This is a genomic window from Actinacidiphila acidipaludis, assembly GCF_019890725.1.
In the GTDB taxonomy this organism is placed as follows: domain Bacteria; phylum Actinomycetota; class Actinomycetes; order Streptomycetales; family Streptomycetaceae; genus Actinacidiphila; species Actinacidiphila acidipaludis.
On sequence record NZ_JAINZZ010000031.1, the window covers coordinates 65,862 to 82,574 of the forward strand.

Annotated in this window: 16 protein-coding genes; 6 read left to right on the plus strand and 10 right to left on the minus strand. The window is 72.9% G+C overall.

The features are described 5' to 3' along the window. Nucleotides 1-4: 4 nt before the first annotated feature. Complete coding sequence (locus K7862_RS22835) at nt 5-511, minus strand: ATP-binding protein (RefSeq protein WP_222965485.1); 507 nt, start codon at nt 509-511, stop codon at nt 5-7. Nucleotides 512-667: 156 nt separating this feature from the next. Here K7862_RS22835 and K7862_RS22840 point away from each other — a divergent pair, with 156 nt between their 5' ends. Then, entirely contained in the window at nt 668-1,576 is a 909-nt protein-coding gene (locus K7862_RS22840; protein WP_222965487.1) for a helix-turn-helix domain-containing protein, read from the plus strand. 29 nt (nt 1,577-1,605) lie between these two features. After that, nucleotides 1,606-1,782: a DUF397 domain-containing protein gene (locus K7862_RS22845; protein WP_308012126.1), complete on the plus strand. Its 177-nt coding sequence runs from the start codon at nt 1,606-1,608 to the stop codon at nt 1,780-1,782. Between the two features lie 11 nt (nt 1,783-1,793). Here K7862_RS22845 and K7862_RS22850 read toward each other — a convergent pair whose 3' ends face one another. The 5 genes from K7862_RS22850 to K7862_RS22870 all read right to left on the minus strand — a co-directional run bounded on the left by K7862_RS22850 (nt 1,794) and on the right by K7862_RS22870 (nt 7,336). Continuing rightward, nucleotides 1,794-2,135: a hypothetical protein gene (locus K7862_RS22850; RefSeq protein ID WP_222965491.1), complete on the minus strand. Its 342-nt coding sequence runs from the start codon at nt 2,133-2,135 to the stop codon at nt 1,794-1,796. A 217-nt stretch (nt 2,136-2,352) separates the two neighbouring features. Next, a complete protein-coding gene (locus K7862_RS22855; RefSeq protein ID WP_372461634.1) occupies nt 2,353-3,171 on the minus strand; it encodes a TetR/AcrR family transcriptional regulator in 819 nt (272 codons plus the stop codon). A gap of 10 nt (nt 3,172-3,181) precedes the next feature. Next, a complete protein-coding gene (locus tag K7862_RS38505) occupies nt 3,182-3,937 on the minus strand; it encodes a thiol-disulfide oxidoreductase DCC family protein (RefSeq protein ID WP_372461635.1) in 756 nt (251 codons plus the stop codon). A gap of 1 nt (nt 3,938) precedes the next feature. Then, nucleotides 3,939-4,364, minus strand: coding sequence for a hypothetical protein (locus K7862_RS22865; protein WP_222965493.1), 426 nt, complete (start codon nt 4,362-4,364; stop codon nt 3,939-3,941). A 200-nt stretch (nt 4,365-4,564) separates the two neighbouring features. After that, the gene (locus tag K7862_RS22870) at nt 4,565-7,336 is read right to left on the minus strand and encodes an MMPL family transporter (RefSeq protein ID WP_222965495.1); all 2,772 of its coding nucleotides are present in this window, start codon (nt 7,334-7,336) and stop codon (nt 4,565-4,567) included. Between the two features lie 222 nt (nt 7,337-7,558). On the opposite strand from K7862_RS22870, the gene K7862_RS22875 reads away from it, so the two are divergent. Continuing rightward, nucleotides 7,559-8,335, plus strand: coding sequence for a response regulator transcription factor (locus K7862_RS22875; protein WP_222965497.1), 777 nt, complete (start codon nt 7,559-7,561; stop codon nt 8,333-8,335). Then, on the plus strand, nt 8,332-9,855 hold the full coding sequence (locus tag K7862_RS22880) for a sensor histidine kinase (protein ID WP_308012127.1): 1,524 nt from the start codon (nt 8,332-8,334) through the stop codon (nt 9,853-9,855). The genes K7862_RS22875 and K7862_RS22880 overlap by 4 nt, the downstream gene beginning before the upstream one ends. A gap of 112 nt (nt 9,856-9,967) precedes the next feature. On the opposite strand, the gene K7862_RS22885 is transcribed toward K7862_RS22880, so the two are convergent. After that, nucleotides 9,968-11,590, minus strand: a complete 1,623-nt coding sequence (locus tag K7862_RS22885) for an FAD-dependent monooxygenase (RefSeq protein ID WP_308012128.1) — start codon at nt 11,588-11,590, stop codon at nt 9,968-9,970. A gap of 172 nt (nt 11,591-11,762) precedes the next feature. After that, entirely contained in the window at nt 11,763-13,052 is a 1,290-nt protein-coding gene (locus K7862_RS22890) for an MFS transporter (protein ID WP_308012129.1), read from the minus strand. Nucleotides 13,053-13,140: 88 nt separating this feature from the next. On the opposite strand from K7862_RS22890, the gene K7862_RS22895 reads away from it, so the two are divergent. Then, nucleotides 13,141-13,641 (plus strand): MarR family winged helix-turn-helix transcriptional regulator, encoded by a 501-nt coding sequence (locus tag K7862_RS22895; protein WP_222965501.1) that lies wholly within the window; start codon nt 13,141-13,143, stop codon nt 13,639-13,641. Between the two features lie 177 nt (nt 13,642-13,818). Beyond that, entirely contained in the window at nt 13,819-14,664 is an 846-nt protein-coding gene (locus K7862_RS22900; RefSeq protein WP_222965503.1) for a carboxymuconolactone decarboxylase family protein, read from the plus strand. Nucleotides 14,665-14,738: 74 nt separating this feature from the next. Here the strand turns inward: K7862_RS22900 and K7862_RS22905 are convergent, their stop codons facing one another. Next, nucleotides 14,739-15,512 carry a succinate dehydrogenase iron-sulfur subunit gene (locus K7862_RS22905; RefSeq protein ID WP_222965505.1) on the minus strand — a complete coding sequence of 258 codons (774 nt, stop codon included), beginning with the start codon at nt 15,510-15,512 and terminating at the stop codon, nt 14,739-14,741. Further along, nucleotides 15,512-16,713, minus strand: a 1,202-nt coding sequence (locus K7862_RS22910) for an FAD-binding protein (RefSeq protein ID WP_222965506.1), incomplete at its 5' end; no start/stop codon positions are given. The genes K7862_RS22910 and K7862_RS22905, both read right to left, overlap by 1 nt.

A 16,713-nucleotide genomic window follows, 5' to 3' on the forward strand; every position in this document is an offset into this window, starting at 1 on the left:
CAAGCTACCCCAGAGTGTCATCACGCAGCCCTTTCCGCACCGGTCCGTCCGCCACGGGACCGTTCCCCGCGGGTACGGTCAGAAGAGGCAGCGGCACCTCGGCCCAGACGGTCTTGCCGACGTCGCGGGAGGAGACGCCCCAGGCGCGGGTGAGGGCCTGGACGAGTAAGAGGCCGCGGCCGGACTCGGCGTCGTCGACGGGCGGCGCGGGTGCGGTGGGCGGCCGGGACTCCCCGCGCGGATCGCTCACCTCGACGCGGATGACGCCCGTTTTCGGATCGAGGGTGAGCGACAGCTCGAAGTCCCGGCCGCCGACATGCCCGTGCGTGACCGCGTTCGCGGCGAGTTCCGCGACCACCGATGCGGCGGCCTCGGACGACGCGCTGTCGTGCGGCACCCCCCAGGCGGCCAGCTGACCGACGGTGAGACGTCGCGCCGTGCCGGCGCCCGCGCGGCTGCCGGGCAGCAGGCGGACGAAGGTGCAGGTCCGGGTGGAGATTTCGTTGTTCACGCGACAGAGCGTGGCCGTCCGTGCGTAGGCTGACCAGTGATCGGACCGGGACGGAGCGTGACCTGTCCGGCTGCCCGCAGCGCGTGTCCGGGAGTCCGGCCACGACGGCCCGAACCCGGGGGCGGCGAAGGCGTATCGCACGGCGGAGGTGGGCCGATGACGGCCGGGACGGGAACTTCGGGTTTCTCGGGACTGCCGGGGCCGGTGCCGGGCGCGGCCCCGGCCGGGCAGTCCGGCAGCGGCACCGAGGAACAGGACTGGGACGACGGCGCGACCGACATCCTCAAGACCGTCGGCCGCCAGGTGAAGCTGTGGCGCGAGCGCGCGGGCCTCAAACAGGCGGAGTTGGGTCGCCGCATCGGCTACAGCGAGGAGCTCGTCTCCTCGGTCGAGCGGGGCCGGCGCGCGCCCAAGCCGGAGTTCCTCGACGCGGCCGACGAAGTCCTCGCGGCCGGTGGGATGTTGGCCGCGTTCAAGGAGGACGTGGAGCGGGCCCGCTACCCGAAAGGTGTCCGGGACCTCGCCAAGCTGGAGTCCCTGGCCGTCTCCATGGGCTCGTACAGCAACCACAACATCCAGGGCCTGTTGCAGACCGAGGAGTACACGCGAGCGCTGTACCGGATGCGACGGCCATTGCTGGATGAGGAGACCATCGACCGGTACACGGCCGCACGCATGGACCGGCAGAGCATCTTCGACTCGTGGCCGGCCCCGATTCTGAGCTTCGTGCAGGAGGAGGTGACGTTGCGACGCCCGATCGGGGGGCGGGACGTTCTGCGTTGCCAGCTTCAACGGCTGCTGGACGTAGGCCAGTTACGGAATGTCGAGATCCAGGTCATGCCGACCGACCGGGACGACCATGCGGGAATGGGCGGGGCACTCCGCTTGATTCAACCCAGGAACGGTCCCACGGTGGGACACGTGGAGGTGCAGAACTTCAGCCGCGTCATCACCGGCCGCACCGAGGTCAGGACGCTCGAAGCCCAGTATGGGATCATCCGCGCACAGGCTCTCACTCCACGGGAGTCCTTGGCGTTCATCCAGAAGGTCCTGGGAGAGCTATGAAGAGTGAGTCTTCTGCTACCAGAGCTGAGTTGCGATGGTTCAAGAGCAGCTACAGCAGCAACGAAGGTCCCGACTGTGTCGAGGTCGCGGCCTGCCCCGAGAAGATCCACGTCCGTGACTCCAAGGACCCCGAGGGTCCCCACCTCACGTTCAGCCCCACGCAGTGGACGGCCTTCCTGGGGTACGCCGCCGCGCAGCAGGTCTGATCGGGCGAGGCTCAGGTCAGGAGCCAGGCCCAGCCGGGCCAGCCGCCGGAGTACCGCCACAACTGGTGGTCGTCCAGCGGGTGCAGGCTGCGCGCCACCGCGCCGAGGTCGTCGTCCGGGCGCAGGCTGTCCACGGTGACCCGGACCAGGACGCCGTGGACCAGCGCGGCATACCCGCGGAAGCCCGTGCCCTGGAGAAGCCAGGCGCCGGGCCCGGCCGGCGTGCAGCCGGGATCCGGAACGATCAGCGTCTCCCCGCTCTCCGACTCCCAGGTGTCCGGCTCCGTCTCGTAGTTCGCGACGACCGTCAGGTTCCGGCAGGGGTCGGTGCCGGCCGGCGAGACGGTGACCACCCCGTCCGAGAACCCGTCGATGTCGCTGTCCTGGAACCCCGGCGACCAGGCTCCGTGAGCGGCAGGCGGCAGGGACCGGCAGTCGACAGGGCCGCGGACGGCGGCAGGGAGAGCGTCTGGGGATGCCGGGGAGCGGCGGTCTCTCCCCGGGCTTGTCGGTGGCGGGATGGCGGTGCCTCTCTCCCGGCCGGGCGCCCTCGCCGGCCGGGAGACGACTTCAGGTCGCGGACTTCCGGGGTTTGCGGCGGCGGCTCGTCGGTGCCGGGGTGCTGGTCGGACGGTCGGGGAGCGGGGTGCGGCCGATCGTGGGGAGGATGAAGTCCTGGATCAGGCCCTTGGCGTCGCGCACCAGGGGGCGGAACGCCCGGTAGCGGCTGAGGGCGATGACGCGGGCGGTCAGCGGGGTGGAGCGGCGGACGAACTCGCGGGTGCGGGCGGTGTCCGGGGTGCGGTCGAAGACCCAGTACAGGACGACGACCATGAGGTGGAGCCACAGCAGGTCGGGCAGCAGTTCGGTGAGTTCCGCGTCGAGTTTGGGCGCGAGGTCGGAGTCCATCAGCACGTCGCGGAAGAGGGCGACGGCCGTGGCCCGTGCCGGGTGGGACTCGTTGGAGAACGGGCTGAGCGAGCTGTCCGGGTCGGCCGCCGTGCGGAAGAACTGGGCGGCGAACTCGTGGTACTCGGCCGCGCAGTCCAGCCATGCCGTGAGCGCGATGTCCAGCCGTTCGGCGAAGTCCCGCACCCCCTCCATGCGGACCGCCGCCGCGCGGGCGTGTTCGTGCGTCATCTGGTCGTAGAACCCCTGGATCAGGAATTCCTTCGACTCGAAGTAGTAGTACGCGTTGCCGACCGAGACGCCGGCCTCGGTGGCGATCGCCCGCATCGTGGTCTTGTCGTACCCGCGCTCGCGGAACAGCCGCATCGCGGTGTCCAGGATCACCGCCCGGGTCTGCTCGCTCTTGCCCGTCTTCGGCAGGGCGCGGCCGCCGGGCAGCTCCTCGGCGGCCGCGGCGGCGCCACGCTTGTTGTCCTCCACGCGGGTGAGCCTAACCGGGCGGCGAGCAGCCACCCGCGCACGTGTCCTCCACCGGCGGCGCTGCCGCCCCCGGCGCCGGGGCCCCCTCCCCGGACGCCGGGATTCCCCCTGCCCCGGGCCCCGGAGCCCCCTCCGCTCCGGGCCCCGAGGCGGTCTTCGCCCGCGCCGCGGGTTCCGGCAGCCGCTGGGTCCAGCCGCCGTTCCCCTCGTAGACCCACACCGGCGCGGTGCCGCGCGGGCCGGCGGGACGGCCCGCGCGCGGTGCTCCCCGACCCGGCGGGTGGGACGCGACCGGGTGACGCTGCCGGTTCGCGGCGGCGTCCGGGTGCTGCCACCGCCCGCGGCCGTTCCCGGCGGCCGCGCGGCCGTGCTGGTCGCGCCACTTCGCGGCGGTGAGGACCGCCGCCCGGGCCAGCCGGCGGCCGGCCGGGGTGGTGAGGGTGTGCGAGAAGGCCCGGTGGTCGGCGAGCGCCCACAGGCACACCACCCACGCGCTCTCGCCGGTCCAGACCTGGCCGCCGTCCCCGACGACCGTGACCTCGCGCCGGGCCGCACCGTCGTGGTCGAGTGCGGGGAACCAGGTGCGGGCCCGGTCGGAGCCGACCGGCACCGGGGCGAGGGGCACCAGTTGACGCTGTCGCCGGAGCCAGCCGGCCACGAAGGCGCACAGCGGGCACCCGTCGTCGTACAGCACCGTCAGGCCGCGCACCGGCCGCCGGACCCGCTGCCGCGCGCCGACCGTGCGGGGGCCCGGCGCCGAACCCATGTCAGGCCCCCGCCGGCTTCGGCGCGTTCCACGGCGTCTCGGTCTGCCCGTCGGGGTCGACCGGCGGGAACTGCTCGCGGTCCATCAGCCCGCGCCGGCGCATCCTGTTGAGCACGTAGACGTTCCCCAGGTGCATGGCCCCCAGCACCAGCAGCACCACGCCCAGCTTCACCGACAGCGCGTCGAAGATTCCCCGGGTGTCGTCGATGCGGTGACCGGTCTTCAGGTACAGGGCGACGAAGCCGAGGTTGACCAGGTAGAAGCCGACCACCAGCAGGTGGTTGACGGCGTCGGCGAGCCGGTCGTCGCCGTGCAGGACGTCGGAGAGGAAGACCCGGCCGTTGCTGCTCAGGGTGCGGGCCACCCAGACGGTCAGGCAGACGCTGATCACGAGATAGACGACATACGCGAGGACAGTCCTGTCCATGGCGGTTCCACCCCTCATCTGTTCGCGGCACCGTTCTTTGAACGTGTTCAAAACCTGCGAACGCCTCGACTGTAGACCTGCTTTTGAACATGTTCAAGCTCGATCCGGCGGCGTCGGCAGCACCTGACGGGCACGCAACAGGGCCCGGTTCCGGGGGTGTTCGGAACCGGGCCCTGTCCTTGCGGGGAGGGAGAAACAGGTCAGTCGGAGGTGTGGCTGAGTTCCAGGTCCACCTGGCCGTCGCCGTCCTCGTGGCCCGCGGCCAGCCGCACGGTGGCGGGGAACGGCGGATAACCCATGGTCAGCAGCGTGTAGCGGCCCGGGTAGAGGTTGGCGAAGGAGTAGGCGCCGTCCTTGCCGGTGTGCACGGCCGCGACCTCGTGGCCGTCCGCGTCCTTCAGCACGACCCGCGCGTCCTCGACCGGTGAGCCGTCCGCCCGCCGCACCGTGCCGGTGAGCGAACCGGTGCCGCTGAGGCGGACATCACAGTCCACCGTCCGGTCGGTGGTCATCACACTCGCGGTCTGCGGGTGGTGGCCGTCGGCGTTGGCGACCAGCACGTAGCTGCCCGCGCCGGGCGTCGGAAGCAGGAACGTGCCGTCCTCGGCCGCGCGGGCCCGGCCGACCTGGCGGCCGTCGGAGGCGATCAGCGTCAACTCGGCGCGCGGTATCGGCAGCGAGGCCGAACCGGTCACGCGTCCGCGCACCGCCGGGCCGCCGGCGTCCGGGGCGCCGCCGGAACCCGTGCCCGCGCCCGCCGCCGCGCCCGCCGCCACGCCCGCCGTCACACCGGCCTCGTCCTCGGCCGGCTCGACCGCCAGGTGCGGCAGGCGGCGGTCCAGCCAGCCCGGCAGCCACCAGTTCGCCGAGCCGAACAGGTGCATCAGCGACGGCACCAGGACCGTGCGCAGGATGAAGGCGTCCAGCGCCACCGCGCCCGCGAGCCCGATGCCGAACATCGCCAGCACCCGCTCGCCGCTGAGCACGAAGGCGAAGAAGACGCAGATCATGATGACGGCCGCGGAGTTGATCACCCGGCTGGTCTCGGCCAGGCCCACCCGGACCGCCCGCGCGTTGTCCCGCGAGTGCACCCACTCCTCGTGCATCCGGCTCACCAGGAACACCTGGTAGTCCATGGACAGGCCGAAGAGCAGCGACAGCATGATCACCGGCAGGAACGCGTCGATCGGCCCGGCCCGGCCGGACAGCGAACCGCCCCAGCCCCACTGGAAGACGGCCACCAGCACGCCGAACGACGCGGCCGCCGCCACCAGGTTCATCAGCGCGGCGGTCAGCGGCACGACCAGGCTGCGGAAGGCGAACAGCAGCAGGACGAAGCCCAGGGCGATGATCACCCCGATGAACAGCGGGAGTTTGCCGTAGAGCACCGAGGCGAAGTCCTTGAAGATCGCGGTCTGGCCGCCGACGTAGGCACGCATCGTGGTGCCCTTCTCGGCCTGCGGCACCACGTCGTCGCGCAGGTGGTCGATCAGGTCCGAGGTCGCCTTGTCCTGCGGGGAGGTGGTCGGCACCGCGTCGATGAACGCGATGCCACCGGCGTTCTTGATCGGCACCCGGGCCGCGAAGGCGATCCCCGGCGTGGACCGCAGGTCGGTCACCAGCCGGTCCACGGCCGCCTGGTCGGCGGCCGACGGCGCCTCGGCGAGGATCGTCAGCGGGCCGTTGAAGCCCGGCCCGAAGCCGCCCCCAGAGCCTCCGGCCTGGGAGGTACCCCCAGCCATCATGTCGTACGCCTTGCGGGTGGTGGTCGTCGTCGGGTTGTTGCCCTGGTCGGACGAGCCGAGGCGCAGCGACAGCGCCGGCACCGCGAGCGTGGCCATGACGACGACCGCGGCGGCGGCCAGCGAGCGCGGGTGGCGCTCCAGGAACGACGACCAGCGGGCCGCGGCGCCGTTGGCCGCCTCGGTCCGCGGGCCCTCGGCGGCCAGCCGGCGGCGCTCGCGGCGGCTGAGGATGCGCGGGCCGAGCAGGCCCAGCAGCGCGGGCAGCAGCGTGACGGCCGCGGCGACCGTGATGACCACGGTCATGGCCGCCGCGACGGCGACGCCGTTGAGGAAGGTCAGGCGCAGCGTGAACATGCCCAGCAGCGCGATGCACACCGTGCTGCCCGCGAACAGCACCGCCCGGCCGGAGGTGTTGATGGCGGTGACCGCCGCCTCCTCCGGCGTCTTGCCGCGCAGGATGCCGCGACGGTGGCGGGTCACGATGAACAGCGCGTAGTCGATGCCGACGCCGATGCCGACCAGGGACGCCAGTTGCGGCGAGAAGTCGGCGACGTTCATGCCGTGGCTGAGCAGCAGGATCGCCTGCGAGGAGATGCCGACGCCGAACAGCGCGGTGACGATCGGCATGAGCATCCCGAACAGCGAGCCGAGCGCCAGGAAGAGCACCACGGCCGCGGCGGCGATGCCGACGCCCTCGGCCAGGCCCGGCAGCGGCTGTTCGGCCTGGGCGGGCTTGTTGCCGCCGACCTCGACGTGCAGGCCCTGGGTTCGCGCGGAGTGCGCGGTGTCGATGAGCAGCGTCGCCTGGTCGTTGCTCATGTCGTTGCCGAGCTTGGTGTACGTGACGGTCGCGTAGGCGGTGCGGCCGTCCTTGCTGATCTGGGCGGCGCCCGCCGGGTCGTACGGGCTGACGACCGTACCGACGTCCTTCTGGTGGGAGATCCGCGCCAGCACCGGTTCGATCCGCTGCCGCACCGCGGCGGACCTCACCGAGCCGGAGTCGACGTGCCACACCACGGTGTCGGCCTCGCCGGAGCGGGCGGGGACCGCCTTGTCCATCAGGTCGAGGACCTTCGCGGACTCGGTTCCCTTGAGCGAGAAGGCGTTGGAGTACGCGTCGCCCACGGCGCTGCCGGCGGCGCCGACGCCGACCAGCGCCGCCACCCACAGCAGAATCACCGTCCATTTGTGCCGGAAGCACCATCGCGCCACTGCGGCCACGATCACATCCCCCATCGTCTCTGCGACGTGTGCAACTTGGATGCACGGTCTGCGGTTACCGCGCGGCCTCGAGACGCCGCGCGGTCGGCCCGGGACCGTCCCCCAGTACCCCGGCCTCATCAGCCTCCGTGGCCGCGCGCCGCAACTCCAAGCCGAAACGCCTTCTCTCAGGGAACTCCAAAGTTGCCGCCCGGCACGGCGCGCGGGGCCGACCGGATACTGGGACGCATGGACGCCTCCACCGCCACGGCCACCGTGCTGATCGTCGAAGACGAACCGGGCATCGCGGACATCCTGCGGATCACCCTGAAGTACAACGGGTTCACCGTGCACAGCGCCGGGAGCTGCCGGGAGGCCCTCGCGGCCGCCCGCCGGCACCGGCCGGACCTGGTGCTGCTGGACGTGATGCTGCCGGACGGCAGCGGCTGGGAGGTGTGCCGGACGCTGCGCGACGAGCGGGCGGCCGAGAGCGACGGCGCCGACACCGGCGACTCCGGCGAACTGGCCGTCATCTTCGTCACCGCCAAGGACGCGCCGCGCGACGTGGTGGCCGGGCTCGCGCTCGGCGGTGACGACTACATCACCAAGCCGTTCGGGGTCGACGAGGTGGTGGCCCGGGTGCACGCGGTGCTGCGCCGCACCCGGCGGCGCCCGCAGGCCCCGGCCGTCCGCGTCCTGCGCCACGGCGACCTGGAGATGGACGAGGCGACCTACACCGTGCGCAGGGGCGGGCAGCCGGTCGAGCTGACCCCCACCGAGTACAACCTGCTGCGGCACCTGATGCGCAACGCCGGGCGCATCCTCACCAAGGAGCAACTGCTCCAGCACGTCTGGCAGTTCGACACCGCGGTGTCCTCGACGGTCGTCGAGACGTACATCTCCTACCTGCGGCGCAAACTGGACCGGCTCGGCCCGCCGCTGATCGAGACGCGGCGCGGCATCGGCTACGGACTGTGCACGCAGGACGCCGACGGAGCGCGTGCGGCGGGCGGGCCCGCACAGTGAAGGCCTGCGGGTTCTGGCCGCGCCCCCAGTCGCTGCGCGGCCGCTTCACCATCGCCAACGTGGTGTTCCTGGCGGCCGGGCTGGTGCTGGCCGCCGCCGCGAGCATCGCCGCGACCTACATGGTGCTCATCGGCCAGATCGACGACTCGCTGAAGTCCTCGCAGACCGCGCTGAAGCACACCGACCTCGGTGTGGACGGGCTGCGGCAGCTCTGCACGCTCGCGGACCTGCTGCAGGGCAGCGCCGCGCAGGGGCCCACGGCCGGCGGCGGAGTGCCGTCGTCCATCGCCCAGGCGTTCCAGCAGGACCTGTTCGTCATGCTGGACCGGCACGGGACCCCCGCGGCCGTGTGCCAGGACGGCAGCATGCCCGTCAGCCCGGAACAGCGGCGGCTGGCCGCCGCGCTGCCCGACCCGGCGAAGCTGGCCGCCTCGGGGAACGCCTCGACCGTGCAGAGCGGTTCGAAGGAGTACCGGGTGGTCGCGCTGCGGCTGGGCGACGGCACGATCGTGGTCAGGGGCATGCGGATGAGCGGCGTCAAGCACGCCATCGGCAAGCTGCTGATCTGGGAGTCCGGGGTCGGCGTGGTGCTGCTGGCGCTGCTGGCGACCGGCTCGCTCACCGCGGCCCGGCGGCGGCTGAGCCCGCTGGAGGACATGGTGGAGACCGCATCGGCGATCTCCGAGGGCGATCTTTCGCGCCGGATCAGCACCGCCCGGTACGGCTCCAGCGAGGTCGAGCAGCTCAGCACGGCCCTCAACGCGATGCTGCAGCAGATCGAGACCGCGGTGACCGAGAGCGAGCGGGCCACCGCCCAGCTCCGGCAGTTCCTCGCCGACGCCTCCCACGAGCTGCGCACACCGCTGGCGTCGGTCCGCGGCTACCTCCAGCTCTACGAGAAGGGCATGCTCGACGCCGACGAGAAGGAACGGGCGCTGAGCCGGGTCTCGTCCGAGGCGCTGCGGATGAGCCGGCTGGTCGACGAACTCCTCGCGCTGGCCCGGCTCGACGACCGGCCGGCGCTCACCTTCGCCCCCGTCGACCTGTGCTGCCTGGTGCGGGAGGGGGCCGCGGACCTCGCCGCCCAGCAGCCCGAACGGCCGCTGACGCTGCTGCTGCCCGAGGGCGAGGGGGCGTGCGGGTACGTGCGGGGGGACGAGGCGGGGCTGCGGCAGGTCGTCGGCAACCTGCTGGGCAACGTGCGGGTGCACACGCCCGCCGAGTCACCCGTGACGATCGAGGTCACCCGGGTCGCCGGGGACGGCGAGAACCGCACGGCGCTGCGGATCATCGACAGCGGGCCCGGGCTCAGCCCGCAGGACGCCGCCCGGGCGTTCGACCGCTTCTTCCGGGCGGACCCGCAGCGTTCCCGGGACACCGGCGGCGCCGGCCTCGGCATGTCCATCGTCCAGGCCGTGGTCAAGGCGCACGGCGGCGCCGTCGCGCTGGCCCCCACGCCGGGCCGCGGCCTCACCGTGACGGTCCGGCTCCCCAGCGCGCAGGCGCCGGTTCCGGCCTGACGGGGGACGGGGACGGGGACGGGGGCGGAGGCGTCAGCGCACGGGCGGGGGCGTCACCGTGCGGACGGACGCATCAGCGTGGGGTGGTCACGTCACCGTGCGGGCGGTCGCGTCAGCGCGCGGGCGGGGGGAACCAGTGGTGGGCGGTGTGGCGGAGGGCGGCGAGCTCCTCCCCGTACGGCTCGGGCCAGCCCGACGCCCAGGCGACGAAACCGTCCGGCCGCACCAGCAGCGCGGTCACCCCGGACGGCTTCCCCAGGGCGCCCGCCCGGACGACCTGGACCCGCTCCCGCCAGGCGCCGGCCGTCCGCGACGGTGAGCCGTCCTCGGTCAGGTCCAGCAGCAACGGCCGTCCGCTGCGGGCGAGTTCGGCCAGCCGCACCGGGCCGGCGCCGCCGTCCAGCGTCAGGTCGGGAGCGAACCCGCCGACCAGCGGATGGCCGGCGCCCCTGCCCGGCGTGCTCATGGCGTACCGGACGTCCGCGCCGGCCGCCAGCGCGGCCACCCGCTGGATCGCGTCCCGATCGCCGAGCAGTTCCCCGAGCAGCTCGCGCAGCGCGGTCACCTCGCCGCCGGGCGCGGCCAGGGCCGCCTGCGCCTGGGCGTAGGTGAGGGCGCGGCGCGCGGCGGCCGTCCGCTCGGTCGCGTAGGTGTCGAGCAGCGCGGGCCCCGCGGCGCCGCGGAGTTCGGCCGCCAGCTTCCAGCCGAGGTTCACCGCGTCCAGCAGGGCGGTGCTCAGGCCCGGGCCGGCGCCGGGGGCGTGGACGTGCGCCGCGTCGCCGGCGAGGAACACCTGTCCCTGCCGCATCCGTTCGGCCCGCCGTGTGTCGCCGCCGCTGAGCCGCCGCAGCACGTGCGGCCCGTCGCCGGGCGGCGGCCCGAGGGGCAGGTCGGCGCCGAGCACCCGCCGGATGCTCGCCCGCATCTCCGCCAGGGTCATCGGCCCCTCGCCCGCCGGCTGCTCCCACTCGGTGGTGGTGAGCAGCGCCGGACGGCCGGGCAGCGGCGCGTAGCCGAAGCTGCCGCGTTCGGTGCGCTGGGGGAGGAAGGGCGGTACCTCGCCGTAACCGGGCACGGTCAGGCCGCCGGTCGCCGGGTCCATCCAGGCGCAGGGCACCACGGCGTGCGCCTGCCGGGACACCGAACGGTCCCGGGCGACGCCGGGGAAGCCGATGCCGGACAGCGTGCGGACCGCGCTGTCCGCACCGTCCGCGCCGACGACGTACCGGGCCCGCAAGGTGGCGGGGCCGGCCGGGCCGCCCGCGACCTCCAGCACGACCCCGCCGTTGTCCTGCGCCAGCCCGGTCAGTTCGTGCCCGCGGCGGATCTCCACGCCGGCGCGCAGGGCGCGTTCCTCCAGCACCTCCTCGACGCGCCGCTGCGGCACCGCGAGCGTGTACAGCGGGCCCGCCGGCAGCAGGCTGAGGTCCAGCGGCAGGCCCGCGAAGGAGAACGCCGAGCGGGCGGGCTGCGGCGGCGCCGCGCTGCCGCTCAGCGGCGTGTACAGGCCGCGCCGGTCCAGCACCTGCACGACCTGCCCGGCCAGGCCGTCGGCCCGCGCCTCGGCGCCCGGGCCGGTACGGCGTTCGAGCAGCAGCGGCCGGGTGCCGCACAGCGCCAACTCGCAGGCCAGCATGAGCCCGCAGGGGCCGCCGCCGACCACGACGACGTCGGCCGTCTCCGCCCCTTCGCTCTTCCGCCCGGCGCTCTGTCCACTGTCCCGCCCGGCGTTCACGGCGTCCGCCCGGCGCGGGTCAGGGCGGCACGGGACGGTCTCTTGCGCTCGCGCCGCCCGGGCGGCCGGCCGCGGTGAGTCGTGGGCATCCCGTCATCGTAGGATTTCCGCCCCCGGGCGGTCCTGTGGTCGTAGCGGCCCGTGCCCGCGGCCTGTCCGTCAACTTCCGCGTTCAGCCAGCCGGTTGCGGCCGTTCCGGACCGGTGGCCTCGCCTGCTCCGGGTGCCCGGTCCACCGCCGGCGCGTCCTCCACGTGGGTCGGACGGTCCTCGACCGGCCGCGCGTTCCGCACCCCCGGCACGGCGGCCGTTCCCAGGCAGGCGGCCGCGACCAGCACGGCGGACGCGTACAGCGGTGCCGAGGCGCCGAAGGCGTGCGCGGCCAGCGGCGCCACCGCGTACCCCACCGGCATCGCCGCCAGCGACAGCAGCCAGTCGTAGGAGGTGACGCGGGCCAGCACCCCGGCCGGCACCGAGGCGAAGACGTACGTCTCCCACACCGGCGTGAGGAACCCGAGCGCGCCCAGCGCCAGGCAGTAGCCGGGGACGAGCAGCCAGCCGGGGGCGTCGGCACCCAGCAGGAACAGGGGGATCGCGTACGTGGCCAGGCCCAGGTTGCCGGTGAGGATCGGGCGCTTGAGCCGGGCCCGGCTCGCGAGCAGGGAGCCGACGAGCAGCCCGAACGATCCGGCTTCCAGGATTGCGACCCACAGGCCGTCGCCGCCCTTGCGGTCGTGCACCACCACGAGCGGGCCGAGGGTGGCGAGCACGGCCGCGGTGCCGTTCCACACGCAGTGCGCGACCAGGCTCGTCCAGTACCAGTCGCGGGCCCGCACCTCGCTCCACCCCTCGACGAGGTCGGCGCGCATCGACCGGCGGGGGATCGGGGTGCGCGGTATCCGGATCACCGCGAGCATGCTCGCGCTCGCCGCGAAGGAGGCGGCGTCCAGGACGAAGGCCCAGCCCGGGCCCGCGGTGAAGATGAGCGCGCCGGCCACCGCGGGACCGGCCAGCCGGGTCGCGCTGGTGGCCGACGCCATCAACGCGTTGGCGCGCAGCAGGCCATCGGCCGGCGCGGTGCCGCTGACCAGCGGGGCGGTGGTCGGCATCGCGAACGCCGAGGCGACGCCGCCGACCATCTCGGCCAGCGCGATGTCCGTCAGGCGCGGTGTGCCGCCGATGAGTTCGAGGCCGACCAGCAACTGGGCGGCGCAGCGCACCAGATCGGTGGTCAGGGCGACCGTGCGGGCGTCGAAGCGGTCGGCGGCCACGCCGCCGAGCGGGAGCAGCAGCAGGCGCGGCACCATCGCGCAGCCCAGGACCAGGGCGAGGGCCGACGCGGAGCCGGTGGCCCGGCTGATGGCGATCGCCAGCGCGGCGGGCACGACGGCGTCGCCGAGCGCGGAGAGGGTGCGGCCGGTGAACAGCAGGCGGAAGGCGCGGACGCGCAGAGGATGAGGCACGGCCTCCACGCTATTTCGGTAACGAACTTTTCGCCACTGAATAATCAACTGCCGACGTATCGGCTTCCCGGCGGCTAGAATCGGTCCCATGAGCGCTTCCCGGCCCGCCCGCGACTGGACCGACGGCCACGTCGAGCGCTGGCTGCCCGTCCTGCCCGGGCTCGATCCCGACATCGAGGGCGCCGCCACCCGTGTCAAGGTCCTCACCGACCACCTGCGCAAGGTCCGTGAGCGGTCGCTCGCCGACTTCGACCTGCACAAGCACGAGTTCGACACGTTGCACACGCTGGCGGGGAGGGGTGGGCGGGCGGCGCCCTCGGAGCTGGCCGCAGACCTCCAGATGGCGCCGGCGTCCATCACCGGGCGGGTCGACGCGTTGGAGCGCCGCGGGTATGTGCGGCGCATTCCTTCGGTGGACGACCGGCGGCGGGTCGATGTCCAGCTCACCGAGGCGGGGCGGGCCGCTTGGCTCGGGGCGATGGACGTCGTCGGCCATGAGGAGTATCGCCTGCTCGGCGTGTTGAGCGGCGACGAGCGGCGGACTCTCTCGGACTTGCTTCGGCGTGTGCTGCTCGCGGCAGAGGCCTGACCTTCCGTCCGCCCGGGCAGTTCCCCGTGAGACGGGTACGCGTCCGGGGGCAAGTGGGCTACCGGGCCGGAAGCCGGAGACCTGGTACGGGTCTCGGCGCCCGGCCGGGCGCCGGCGTACGCGACACGGCGGGGGCCGCTTGCGTTAGAGCGTGCTCCAACTCATAGCGTCGGGGACATGACGCAGGAAGAGCAGCACGCCCAGTCGCCCGCGGGAACCGGCCCCGCCCCGTCCGACCGCTACGCCCGCGGGATGGCCGCCCTCGCGCAGGTCACCGGGACCGAGCACCCCGCCGTGCTGGACCCCGTGGCGGAGATCGCCCCGGATCTGGCGCGGTTCACCATCGAGTTCGGCTACGGCGACGTCTGGTCGCGGCCGGGACTCACCCCGCGCCAGCGCCAGATCGCCACCGTCGCGGCGCTGGCCGCGCTCGGCAACGCGGCGCCGCAACTGCGCTTCCACATCGGCGGCGCGCTCAACGTCGGCTGCACGCGCCGTGAGATCGTCGAGACCTTCATCCATGCCACCGTCTACGCCGGGTTCCCGGCCGCGCTGAACGCCCTGAGCGCGGCCCGCGAGGTGTTCGCCGCCCGCCCGGCCGGGGAGGGCGCGGACGACGACGACCTGTCGCGTCCCGGTCCCGCCGACGGCGACCGGTACCAGCGCGGACTGGAGGCGCTGCGCGCGGTGGACGGGCCGGAGGGCGTCCATGTCGTCCGCTCGCTCGACGACATCGCACCCGACCTCGGCCGGTACCTCGTCGAGTACGTCTTCGGCGACATCTACGCCCGGCCCGGGCTGGACCTGGCCACCCGCGAACTGGCGTCGGTCGCCATGTGCACCGCGCTGGGCACCGCCGGTCCGCAACTGCGCGTCCACCTGCGGGCGTTCCTCAACGTCGGCGGCACCCGGGAGGAGATCGTCGAGCTCATGACGCAGATGGCCGGGTACGCCGGCTTCCCCGCCGCGCTCAACGGCGTCGCCGCGGCCCGCGAGATCCTCGCCGAGCACGACCGCGCCTGACCCCGCGGGTCCCGGCACACGACAAGGCCCGCGCCCGCCGTTCGACGGCGGGCGCGGGCCTTCGCGTGCGGAACCTAGAAGCGGCGGGTGATCAGCGCGCGCTTCACTTCCTGGATCGCCTTGGTGACCTCGATACCGCGCGGGCAGGCGTCCGTGCAGTTGAACGTGGTGCGGCAACGCCACACGCCGTCCTTGTCGTTGAGGATCTCCAGGCGCTGCGCGCCGCCCTCGTCACGCGAGTCGAAGATGAAGCGGTGCGCGTTGACGATCGCGGCCGGGCCGAAGTACTGGCCGTCGTTCCAGAAGACCGGGCAGGCCGACGTGCACGCGGCGCACAGGATGCACTTGGTGGTGTCGTCGAACCGGGCGCGGTCCTCCGCGGACTGCAGCCGCTCGCGGGTCGGCTCGTTGCCCTTGGTGATCAGGAAGGGCATCACGTCGCGGTACGCCTGGAAGAACGGGTCCATGTCGACCACGAGGTCCTTGAGCACCGTCATGCCCTTGATGGGCTCGACCGTGATCGGCTTCTCGGGGTTGATGTCCTTGATCAGCGTCTTGCAGGCCAGCCGGTTCTTGCCGTTGATCCGCATCGCGTCGGAGCCGCACACGCCGTGCGCGCACGAGCGGCGGAACGTCAGCGTGCCGTCGATCTCCCACTTGACCTTGTGGAGGGCGTCCAGGACGCGCTCCTTGGGGTCCATCGGGATCCGGTAGTCCACCCACTCGGACTCCGCCGAGACCTCCGGGTTGAACCGGCGGATCCGCAGGGTGATCGTGACCAGGTGCGACGTCGTGTTCTCGGCCGCGTCCAGCGCGGTCGAGTGCTCGTCGAGCGTCGGGGTGCTCATCAGTACTTACGCTCCATCGGCTGGTAGCGGGTCTGCACGACCGGCTTGTAGTCGAGGCGGATCGACTCGGTGCCGTCGGTGCCCACCTCGCGGTAGGCCATCGTGTGCCGCATGAAGTTGACGTCGTCGCGGTTCGGGAAGTCCTCGCGGTAGTGACCGCCGCGGGACTCCTTGCGCGCCAGGGCGGACACGGCCATGACCTCGGCCAGCTCCAGCAGGTTGCCCAGCTCGATGGCCTCCAGCAGGTCGGTGTTGAACCGCTTGCCCTTGTCCTGGATGGCGACGTTCTTGTAGCGGTCGCGCAGTTCGCCGATCTTCTCGACCGCGGTCTTGATGGTCTGCTCGGTCCGGAACACCATCACGTTGGCGTCCATGGTCTCCTGCAGCTCCCGGCGGATGTCGGACACCCGCTCGTTGCCGGTGGAGTTCCGCAGCCGCTCGACCTGCGCCTCGACCAGCGCGGCCGGGTCCTCCGGCAGCGCGACGTAGTCGCTGGTGTGCGCGTACTCGGCGGCGGCGATGCCGGCCCGGCGCCCGAAGACGTTGATGTCCAGCAGCGAGTTGGTGCCGAGCCGGTTGGCGCCGTGCACGGACACGCAGGCGACCTCGCCGGCCGCGTACAGGCCGGGCACCACCGTGGTGTTGTCGGAGAGCACCTCGCCCTGCACGTTGGTCGGGATACCGCCCATCGCGTAGTGCGCGGTCGGCTGGATCGGGATCGGGTCGGTGTACGGCTCGATGCCCAGGTAGGTCCGCGCGAACTCGGTGATGTCCGGCAGCTTGGCGTCGAGCTGCTCCGGCGGCAGGTGGGTCAGGTCCAGGTAGACGTGGTCGCCCTCGGGACCGCAGCCGCGGCCCTCGCGGATCTCGGTGTAGATCGCGCGGGACACCACGTCACGGGAGGCGAGGTCCTTCATGACCGGCGCGTACTTCTCCATGAAGCGCTCGCCGTCCTTGTTGCGGAGGATGCCGCCCTCACCGCGGGCGCCCTCCGTCAGCAGGATGCCCATCCGCCAGATGCCCGTCGGGTGGAACTGGAAGAACTCCATGTCCTCGAGCGGCAGCCCGCGCCGGTACACCGCGGCCTGGCCGTCACCGGTCAGCGTGTGCGCGTTGGAGGTGACCTTGAAGAACTTGCCGTTGCCGCCGGACGCGTAGATCACGGCCTTGGCCTGGAAGATGTGGATCTCGCCGGTGGCCA